Genomic DNA, 7,752 nt, shown 5'->3' on the forward strand with positions numbered 1-7,752 from the left:
CTGGCCGGCCAGATCGAGCGCCTGGGCGACGGCGTCCTCGCTGAGGCGGGTCGCCAGTCCCATCGCGGCAGCCTCTTCTCCGGTGATCATGCGTCCGGTGAAGGTGAGGTCCTTGGCGACGTCACGGCCGACGAGCTCGGGCAGCAGCTGGGTGCCGGTCATATCCGGGATCAGCCCCCAGGCCACCTCCATGACCGAGAGTTTGGCGGTCGGTTCCACCACTCGGATGTCGGCGCCGAGGGTGAGTTGGAGTCCGCCGCCGAGCGCATAGCCGTGAACCGCCGCGATCACCGGCTGCGGGATGATGGACCAGACGTGGACCGCTTGCTGGGCGACGGATTTCGCGGCCCCCAGCCGTTCCACTTCGCCGCCGGTCTCGGCCTGCGAGTTCGTCATCTTCTCGAACTGGGCCCGGTCGAGGCCGGAGCAGAATGCTCGTCCCCGGCCGGACAGAACGACGGCGCGCACGCCGGACTCGGGCTCCCCGATGCGACGGCCCAGATCGACGAGCGCGGACAGGACATCGAGATCGAGCGAGTTGAGGCTGTCCGGCTTGTTGAGTTCGATGTGTGCGACGCCGTTGTCGTGGCGGCGGTACACGACAGCCTCGGTGGTCGAACGGATCTCGGTAGCTGAGGGGGACATGATTCCTTCCGGTTGAAACGTGGTTGGGCGTTCAGGCGAGCACCGTGAACGCCTGCTCGATGAGGGCGGCCGGCTTGGCCTCGAGGGATTGCAGATCGACGTCATGGGTCCCCATGGCGCCCGATCGGTAGCGGGAAAGAGCCTGCAACGCAATGCAGCTCAGTTTCCAGAGGGCGAAGGCGTGGTAGTAGTTCACCCGGCTCAGGTCGTAGCCGGTCTGCGCCTGATATCTGGCGATCAGGTCATCGAGACCGGCGAAGCCGGGGGTCTGCGCGGCAGCCCAGTCGACCGCTTCGGGCGACGACCACGTGGCCAAGAGCCAGCCGAGGTCGGCGAGTACGTCACCGACGGTCCACAACTCCCAATCGAGGACGCCGATGACCGCGCCGTCCGTTCCCACGACGAGGTTGCCGGGCCGGTAGTCGCCGTGGACGATGCCGACATATCGCTCCTCGGGGCGGTCCGCGACCAGGCGGCGATGAAGCTCAGCCAGGCCCGCGAGGGAGTTGCTGCCGTCCGAGCCGGTGGCGGAGTCGACCTGGCGGTGCCACTGGCGAAGTTGCCGGGAGAGATAGGGCTCGTCGCGGGTGAAGCGGCGTAGTTCCGGTCGATCGCAGTCGATCCGATGCAGGTCGGCCAGGGTGTCGACGAGCTGCTCCGACAGGGCCCGACGGGCGGTCACAGAGAGCCGGCCAGCGTCGTCCTCGTCTTCGATGGTCAGACCGGCCAGATGTTCCATGACATAGAACGGCGCCCCGGTGACGGTCGGGTCCGAGCACTGGGCGATCGGTTCCGGCACGGGCACCGTGCCGGCGTCGAGGATGGTGAGGATCGCCCACTCCCGATCCAGATGCCGCGCGGTAGCGGCGGTGTCGGAGAGCGGTGGCCGGCGCAGCACCCACGACCGTTGCTCACTGTCGGAAACGGTGAAGGTGAGGTTGGAGCGGCCGGCGGTCAGGCGCTGATAAGTGAACGGGCTTGTCGCGCCGGGGAGGTGCGGTGCCAGCCAGGCCGAGACCGCGTCGAGGTCGAGTCCGTCGGTGAGATGTCGGGTCATCGGCTGTCCTGGGTGTGAAGGGGCGACGGTGGCGAAGCGGGCGGGACGTTTCTCGCGGAACGCGGTGATGCCTTCCTCGAAGTCCGCCGACGGCAGAAGGGTGGCCTGACCGGCGGATTCGCGATCGAGCGCGTCGGGCAGGTGGCCCAGTGTCGCGGCATTGATGGCGGCCTTGGTCTCGGCGAAGGCGGCAATCGGGCCGGTCGTGATCCGGTGCAGCAGATCATCGAGGCATCGATCGAAATCGTCGTCCGGATAGGTCGCGGCGATGAGCCCGGTCTCGGCTGCGGTGGTGGCCGCGATCCGTTCGGCGAGCAGCATCGTGCGCATCGCGCGCCCGGCCGATCGACGCTGCGACCAGCGTGGTCGCCCCGCCGTCGAACATCAAGCCCACCTGGGTGAACGCCGGTGGGAAGTAACTGGACTCGGCCGCCACAGTGAGGTCGCAGGCCAGCGCCAGCGAGACGCCGACGCCGGCCGCGGGGCCCCGGACGGCACCGATCACCGGATGGGGGAATCTTCCGATCGCGGTGACCAGCCGGTTGGCCGCCTCCACCATGTCGACGGTCAGCGGCTCGTCAAAACTGACGGTGTTCAGATCCGCTCCGGTGCAGAACGCCCGGCCCGATGCGGACAGCACTGCCGCCCGGATCTGCGGGTTCGAGGCGTGCCGGTCGAGGGTCGCCGCGATCTCGTCGAGGGTCTCGGTGAGAACCGCATTGAGCTGCGGCGGCCGATCAATGGTGACCTGCAGCGTTGGGCCGACCGTCTCGGTCAGCACGCCCGCCTCCGAGGTGAGCATGGAACCCCTTTCCTTCGGGGAAATGTGATCTGTGTGTTGACGCCAGTAGCGGTGTGACGTAGATAATATTACCCATGAAAGATTACCTCGCACGAGTGACCCGAGACCTCAGGCCCGGACGGAAGCTGGACGGCGGCGCGCTGCTCGCCCAGACCCTTGTCGACCTGGGTGTCGAGGTCGCCTTCGGCGTTCACGGCGGCCACCTGGACGCGGCACTGATCGGCATGCACGACCGCGGGATCCGGCTGGTCGATACCCGTCACGAGGCGGTCGCGGTGAACGCCGCGGACGGCTACGCCCGGGCCACCGGTTCGCTGGGCGTCGCCTTCGCCACCGCGGGTGCCGGCCTGGGCAATGCGCTCGCCGGACTCACCACCGCAGCCGTCGACCGGGCCCCGGTATTGACCATCACCAGCTCCCCGCCCCGTCGGGACGCCGAGACCAACCCGCTGCAGGGCGGTATCGACCAGATCGCCCTGGCCAAGGAGGTCACCAAATGGGCTCACCAGGTGACCGTCGCCGAGGAGATTCCCCGGCTGGTCGCCCACGCCGCCCGGGTCGCCCTCACCGGCGCGCCCGGACCGGTGCTCATCGACATACCGATCGACATCCTGTTCGGCCCGGTGAAGCCGGAGCAGATCAGCATCGGTGGGGGAGCCTTCCTGCCCCGGCCGCCCGCGCCGTCGGCGCAGAGCATCACCGAGGCGCTGGAGCTGCTGCAAGGAGCGCAGCGTCCGGCCATCATCGTCGGCGGCGGGGCCCAGGGCGCCGCCGAACGACAGCTGCTCGCGCAGCTCGCCGAGCACCTCGACATCCCGGTCTTCCATCAGCCCTACACCGCCGGCGCGCTGCCGTCCGATCACCGCTGTTTCGCCGGCTCGACCAAGGTGCTCTCCGGTCTCACCGTGGCGGGCCACGGGCCGGATGTCGCGGTGGTGATCGGATCGCGCTTCGGCAAGCAGCTCGGTGGTCGCTCCGAGCGGGTCATCCCGTTCGACGCCGCGGTCGTCCAGGTGGACGTCGATCCGGTCGAGATCGGCCGGATGCGTCCGGTAGCGGTCGGAATCACCGCTGCCAGTGGAGAATTCCTGTCCGCCCTGCTTGAGGCCGCCCGGCAGACCGAGCCAGGTGATCATGCACAGTGGCGCGCGCAGGCCGCCGCCGCACTGGCCGGTCTCAATGCGGCGTTCGAGTCGGAGCCGGCGGAGCCATCGTCGGGGATCCACCCCTTCCACGCCGTGCGCGAGGTCATGCGGTCGGTGCCGCGCGGTGCCAACATCATCGCCGACGGCGGTGAGGCCGCGGTCTGGGCCGGCGGCCTGGTCCACGAAGCCTCACCCCACCGAGGCTTCGGCTTCGGCGGCTATCTCGGCTACCTCGGGATCGGTCCGGGGCTGTCCATCGGCGCCCAGGTCGCCGATCCGGACCGGCCGACCGTGCTGATCGTCGGTGACGGTTCGGTGGGCTTCAACATCCAGGAGTTCGACACCTTCGCCCGGCACGGACTGCCGATCCTCGTCGTCGTGGTGAACAACAGTCTCTGGGCGATGTCGAGCCACGGCCAGAACGTCGTCTACGGCGACAGCGGCGAGATCATCAGCCATCTTCCCGACACCGAATACCAGACCGCTGCAACAGCTCTCGGTTGCCGGGGTAAACGCATCGAGACGCTCGCCGATCTCACCGCAGCCGTCGACAAATGGATCGCCGACCCGGCGCCGACCTGTCTCAACGTGATTGTCTCCGGTGACGTGGTCCACCCGGCCACCGTCGCCGCGGTCGGCGACACCGACGATCCCGGCGTCATCGTCGTGCCCTACTACGAAAACATCCCGGTCTGAACCGCGCGAGCGAACCGCGTGCCCGCTGAAAGAAGGAAACCGTGACCGACTCCCTCACCCGACCGGCCCCGCTGGTCGAACCGACCACCGACCCCGAGGTCGCCGCGGCGAACCTGCGCGACCACGGCCTGGCGCTGCTGGAAGGCGTGTTGAGCGCCGACGAAGTGACCGACGTGCGCCGGCGCCTGGTCGAGGCCGCCGATCGATCGGACGCCCGAGGCGTCGCCACCCGCGATTACAGCTTCGACCCGGACAGCGTCAACCGTCGCGTTTTCATGCTGTTCAATCACGACCCGGTGTTCATCGACCTGATCGACCACCCGGTGGCCAGCGCCTTCGTCCGGCAGAGCCTCGGCGAGAACTACCTCATCTCCAACTTCTCGGCGAATATCACCGCGCCGGGATCCGGCCCGATGGTGCTGCACGCCGACCAGCAGTTCGCCACGCCACCGTGGCCCGACCAGCCGCTGGGACTCAACGTGGGCTGGTTGCTCGACGACTTCACCGAGGAGGTCGGCGCCACCCGCTACGTGCCCGGCAGCCACCGCATCGGCCATGCCCCGAGCCCCGCGGAGGCCGCGGTGGCCGAGACCGTCGCGATCGAGGCCCCTGCCGGCTCGGTAATGGTGATGGACGGCCGGCTCTGGCACTGCACCGGCAGCAACGACTCGAAGGACAAGGAACGCGCCGCACTGTTCGGCTTCTACGTCCTGCCGTGGATCCGCCCCCAGATCAACTGGAACATCGCGCTGGATCCGGAGTTGCAGCAGACCGTCAGCGAGGAGTTCGCCACCCGGCTCGGCCTCAACTCCGGCAACTCCAGCGTCCACATGAACCTGCGCCGGTGACCGAATGCAAGCGTTCGCTCAGAAAGGTAGTCACCAATGACTGAGTTATTGGAAAACCCTGCCGCGCAGCGGCTTCCGGACCCGACTACAGACATCGAACAGGCCGAGGCGGACCTCCGGGAACACGGAATCTGCCTGGTGGAGAAGGTGCTCGTCGGCGATGCGCTGACCCGCCTGCAGGACCGGCTCGCGGCTGCGGCAGCCGACGACCGCGACGACGATGTCGCCACCGACTTCCGGCTCGATCACGACGATTCGAATCAGCGGGTGTGGGGGCTGCTGTCCAAGGGCCGCCCCTTCGTCGAACTGGTGGAGCATCCGCTGGCGCTGCGTCTGCTGGAGAGCGTGCTCGGACCGGACCTGCTGCTGTCCAACATCTCCGCCAACATCACCCACTCCGGCGGCGGCGAGATGATGCTCCACGCCGACCAGATGTACATGCCGCTGCCGTGGTCGGGAGTCCAAGGGGCCAACGCGATCTGGGCCGTCGACGACTTCACCGAGGCCAACGGGGGCACGGTCATCGTGCCGGGAACCCACAGGCTCAACCGACGTCCCGAGGGTGACGAGGCCGCCGCCGCCGGCGTCGCGCTGGAAGCACCTGCCGGGACCATGTGCGTCATGGACGGCCGGTTGTGGCACAAGACCGGCTCGAACACCACCAACGGGCAGCAGCGTGCCGGGGTCTTCGCCTGGTACACGCTGCCGATGTACCGGACCCAGGAGAACTGGTTCCTGAGCCTGGACCCCCGGGTCCTCCAATCCGCATCACCGAAACTGCTGCAACTTCTGGGATTCGATCGCAACGGCCTCGGCCGTATCAACGGCCAGCCCGCCGAAACCTGGGTGAAAGGAATGAACTGATGACGAAACACTGGTTTGCCGATACCGAGGTCAACCGCACCTTCCCGGTGTTCTCACGGGCGAACGCCGGTGAGGTGATGCCGGCACCGGTGTCACCGGCCACCGTGGGGCTCGGCGTCGGAAGCCACGACTCCGACATCGGGGTCCGTGACGCCTACGTCGAGATGGGTGCCTTCCGCCACGAGGAGTTCGACGCCGACCGCAACACCTTCTACAACATCTTCGGCGGTCACCTGTACCTGTCGATCTCCATGGCCCGGGTCCTCGCGGTCCGGATGCCCGGCGATCTGACCCCGGAGGAGATGGACCGCCACTACTTCGGTGAGCTGCCCGACATCCTCCCGTACTCCGAGGAGAAGCGTCCCAGCGACGACGACCCGGAACGGGCTGCCGCCTATGCCGAGTGGATCGGCTCGATCACCAAACGCCGCACCCTCCCCGAGCCCACCGAGGACCGTGACGAAGTGGACCGCCTGGTCGCCCGGCGTCCGGACCTCGCCCGGGCCACCGACCAGGAGCTCGTCGATTACGCGCGCTCCTTCGGTCCGCTGTCGCGGCGCCTCATGTGCCGTCACATCGTGGTGAGCAACGGCATGGGTGTGGCCAGCGGTGCCCTCGGTGCGATGCTGGCCGAGCTGGGGCGTTCCGACCAGCTGACCACGCTGTGCGCCGGTGTCGGCGAGGTCGACTCGGCCCAGCTCAACTGGCGACTGTGGGAGCTCTCGCGCCTCGATGCGGACTCGGCGGAGTACCGTCGCGGCCTGGCCGACTTCATCAAGAACTACGGCTGCCGCGGCCCCAACGAGTGGGAACTGCGCTCGGACACCTGGGGCACCCGGCCGGAGATGGTCACCGTGCTCATCGACGCCATGCGCGGCGCCCCCGATTCGGAGTCGCCGCAGTCGCGTACCGACCGCCGCATCGCCGAACGGATCGCGCTGACCACCGAGATCCTCGACGGCCTCGACGAGGCGAACCAGGAGGCCTTCAGCGACGTGCTCCGGGCAGTCCACCTCTACTCGGCCGGCCGGGAACGGACGAAGACCAACTGCATCAAGATCGTTCACGAGATGCGGCTGGCCCTGCGGGAACTCGGTGAGCGCGCCGCGAAGACCGGTGACATCGTCGACCCGATCCACGTCTTCATGCTCACCGAGCGCGAGTTCGACCCGTTCGTTCGCGCGCCGCGCGAATTCGGCGACACCCTCGCCGAACGGGACGCCGAGTACCGGACCCTCTTCGACCGGATCCCGCCGTTCGTGACCACCGGTGCGCCGCCCTCGTATGAGACCTGGGCCAAGCGTTCCGACGGGCCGCGCGAGGCGAAGGCCGAGGCCGGCACCGTCCTCACCGGTATCTCCGGGTGCCCGGGCAAGATCGTGGGCTTCGCCCGGATCGTCCTCGACCCGACCGATCCGCCGGAGTTCGGTGCCAGCGACATCCTGGTCGCCCCGATCACCGACCCGGCCTGGACGCCGCTGTTCGCCGCGGCATCCGGCGTCATCGTCGAGGTGGGTGCCCAGATCAGCCACGCGGTCATCGTCAGCCGCGAACTGGGGCTGCCGTGCGTGGTGTCGGTGACCAATGCGACCCGGATCATCCCCGACGGTGCGCTCGTCGAGGTGGACGGGGCGACCGGCCAAGTCACCGTCCTCGATCCGGCACCGGGGCAGAACGGCGCCGTCGCCGAGGCGG

Annotated in this window: 6 protein-coding genes and 1 pseudogene; 4 read left to right on the plus strand and 3 right to left on the minus strand. The window is 68.4% G+C overall.

Annotated features, from left to right (window positions below; all coding sequences use genetic code 11):
* The 3 genes and pseudogenes from ACLBYD_RS28625 to ACLBYD_RS28635 all read right to left on the minus strand — a co-directional run.
* The coding region (locus ACLBYD_RS28625; protein WP_447819089.1) for an enoyl-CoA hydratase-related protein at positions 1–645 on the minus strand (645 nt) is incomplete at its 3' end.
* Between the two features lie 31 nt (positions 646–676).
* Positions 677–1,702 carry a phosphotransferase family protein gene (locus tag ACLBYD_RS28630; RefSeq protein ID WP_447819106.1) on the minus strand — a complete coding sequence of 342 codons (1,026 nt, stop codon included), beginning with the start codon at positions 1,700–1,702 and terminating at the stop codon, positions 677–679.
* A gap of 33 nt (positions 1,703–1,735) precedes the next feature.
* Positions 1,736–2,504: pseudogene (locus ACLBYD_RS28635) on the minus strand (enoyl-CoA hydratase-related protein); the annotation flags it as partial.
* A gap of 74 nt (positions 2,505–2,578) precedes the next feature.
* Here ACLBYD_RS28635 and ACLBYD_RS28640 point away from each other — a divergent pair.
* The 4 genes from ACLBYD_RS28640 to ACLBYD_RS28655 form a co-directional block, all read left to right on the plus strand.
* Positions 2,579–4,345, plus strand: a complete 1,767-nt coding sequence (locus ACLBYD_RS28640; protein ID WP_447819090.1) for a thiamine pyrophosphate-binding protein — start codon at positions 2,579–2,581, stop codon at positions 4,343–4,345.
* Positions 4,346–4,386: 41 nt separating this feature from the next.
* A complete protein-coding gene (locus ACLBYD_RS28645; RefSeq protein ID WP_447819091.1) occupies positions 4,387–5,193 on the plus strand; it encodes a phytanoyl-CoA dioxygenase family protein in 807 nt (268 codons plus the stop codon).
* A 36-nt stretch (positions 5,194–5,229) separates the two neighbouring features.
* Entirely contained in the window at positions 5,230–6,057 is an 828-nt protein-coding gene (locus ACLBYD_RS28650) for a phytanoyl-CoA dioxygenase family protein (protein ID WP_447819092.1), read from the plus strand.
* Positions 6,057–7,752 (plus strand): PEP-utilizing enzyme (locus tag ACLBYD_RS28655; protein WP_447819093.1); only part of this gene is annotated, 1,696 nt, incomplete at its 3' end. The genes ACLBYD_RS28650 and ACLBYD_RS28655, both read left to right, overlap by 1 nt.

Source organism: Rhodococcus sp. C26F, from assembly GCF_053345925.1.

Coding starts and splice junctions, on each gene's coding strand:
- ACLBYD_RS28640 (WP_447819090.1), top strand. CDS start 2,579: ATGAAAGATTACCTCGCACGAGTGACCCGAGACCTCAGGCCCGGACGG.
- ACLBYD_RS28630 (WP_447819106.1), bottom strand. CDS start 1,702: ATGACCCGACATCTCACCGACGGACTCGACCTCGACGCGGTCTCGGCC.
- ACLBYD_RS28650 (WP_447819092.1), top strand. CDS start 5,230: ATGACTGAGTTATTGGAAAACCCTGCCGCGCAGCGGCTTCCGGACCCG.